Genomic DNA, 1948 nt, shown 5'->3' with positions numbered 1-1948 from the left:
TTGAGCTAACCTGTACTAATTGCCCGTGAGGCTTGACCATATAACACCCAAGCAATCTGTCGACTCGACAGAGACCAGATTGCGGTGTTGTGAAGACGAAACGAACCGAAAGTTCGAACGTGCTTGCAGGCAACACACAAACTATCGCATACCCATTCGCTGGAACGTGACCGCAAGGCACGCGCTGGCTACCGAATTTCTTGACGACCATAGAGCGTTGGAACCACCTGATCCCATCCCGAACTCAGAAGTGAAACGATGCATCGCCGATGGTAGTGTGGGGTTTCCCCATGTGAGAGTAGGTCATCGTCAAGATTAAATTCCGAGACCCCTATCTGCTGATGCAGGTAGGGGTTTTGTTTTTCTGGTCTGAATCACCTGTGCAGAAAAAGGATGCGCTGAAAGCTCATCCTTTTTGCATCAGGTCAGTCATGCCTCAGGCACGGGGCAGCTCAGATCACCTTCCTTGCATTTGAGGTAGGTCTTGAAGGTCTCGACGCGTGCTTTGGTCAAGGCGGTGACGCAATTGCCGTAAATGAGTGGATAAACACTGCCACCCTCGACCCCGGACGCTGAGAAATTGCATTCAGCATCACGGAAGCCGATCCAGGCCCGTTGTGCCTTGACCAGCAGTTGCTTGGCCCCTGGGTTGTCCTTCAGGCGTGCTGTGATTTGCTTGTACAGGCGATTCAGTTCGTCATCGGCGGCCTTCTTTTCCTGGGCCGCACATTGATTCATTTCACCTTGGGTCATGGCGTTGGTGCAATCATCGGCTTGGGCAACGCTGGCAAGAATCAGCGGTGCCAGGGCCAGCAGCAAGCGTGAGGACATGATCATCTCTCCTTGAAGGTAAAAAATGCCGGGGGAGTTTACCTCGCCCCAGGCGTTTTAACGCCGTCGCACTGTCAAACCGCAGACAGATACAACTTTCCGGTTGGCCTCGTGGTCTTACAGGCCTACTGTTGAACACAGGAGGTGACCCATGCATCTATCCGATCGCATCGAAAGAAAGATCCTGCTCAAGGTGCCGCGCTCCCAGGTTTGGCGGGCCCTGGCCAATGCCGAAACTTTCGGGCAGTGGTTTGGCGTAGCCCTGGAGGGCAAACGGTTTGTGGCAGGTGAGCGTACCCAAGGAAGGATCACTTATCCCGGTTATGAGCACCTTACCTGGGATGTGGCGGTGGAGCGGGTCGAGCCCGAGCGATTCTTCTCCTTTCGGTGGCACCCCTACGCCATTGAGCCCGAGGTCGATTACTCCCAAGAACCCGAAACGCGTGTTCAATTCGAGCTGGAGGATATGGACGGTGGAACCTTGCTGAAGGTGGTGGAGTCGGGGTTCAGTGGTATCCCCGAAGCTCGTCGACTCAAGGCTTTTCGCATGGACAGCCGTGGCTGGGACGAACAAATGGCCAATATCGAAGAGTTTCTGGCCAATACCTGAGTTACCTAAGGGTTTACGGAAGGTGGCTATGGCGAATGTCCTACACGAGATGGTAGTTATGTCGTCTGTTTCGTTTTGGATCCGACGCGTAATCTGTACTCATCCACTGAAGCACAGGGAGTGCTCAGGATCAGGGACGATCGACCATGCCAGGATGGCTATCGACAGGGAGTCGTAATGGTCTTGGAAAAAACCCGCCTAGGCGGGTTTTTTTTGCCCATAAAAAACTGTGCTGAGCGGTATAGCGAAAGGCTTACACATCGGTGCTACTTTCTCGTCTTTTGCCAAATCAGCGATGGGCCTAATCTGTGTCCATCCACTGAGTACAGGGAGTGCTTGGGGTCATGGATGATGGGACCAGGCATGGAATGCCAGACAAGGAGTCAAATTGGTCCTCAAAAACCCGCTTCGGCGGGTTTTTTTTGCCTGAGTAAAAGTGGCCCATCATGCCAGGCGCTGACCCATGGTCCGATCCGCGCCATCAGCGGCGAGGGCCTGGCCGCCGGG

At 54.1% G+C, this 1948-nt stretch carries 2 protein-coding genes and 1 rRNA gene; 2 read left to right on the top strand and 1 reads right to left on the bottom strand.

All coding sequences use genetic code 11. The features are described from left to right. The first annotated feature begins 199 nt into the window (after window positions 1-199). A 5S ribosomal RNA gene (gene rrf / locus BT179_RS08625) occupies window positions 200-315 on the top strand. 114 nt (window positions 316-429) lie between these two features. Here rrf and BT179_RS08620 read toward each other — a convergent pair. Further along, window positions 430-831: a lysozyme inhibitor LprI family protein gene (locus BT179_RS08620; RefSeq protein ID WP_072430730.1), complete on the bottom strand. Its 402-nt coding sequence runs from the start codon at window positions 829-831 to the stop codon at window positions 430-432. A 151-nt stretch (window positions 832-982) separates the two neighbouring features. Between BT179_RS08620 and BT179_RS08615 the strand changes: the two genes are divergently transcribed. Continuing rightward, entirely contained in the window at window positions 983-1441 is a 459-nt protein-coding gene (locus tag BT179_RS08615) for an SRPBCC family protein (RefSeq protein ID WP_072430722.1), read from the top strand. Window positions 1442-1948: the final 507 nt, after the last annotated feature.

This window comes from Pseudomonas sp. NFACC43 (assembly GCF_900119645.1).
Classification (GTDB): Bacteria; Pseudomonadota; Gammaproteobacteria; order Pseudomonadales; family Pseudomonadaceae; genus Aquipseudomonas.
Note: the sequence above shows the minus strand (reverse complement) of the source record. Positions and strands in the feature narration are given on the sequence as shown.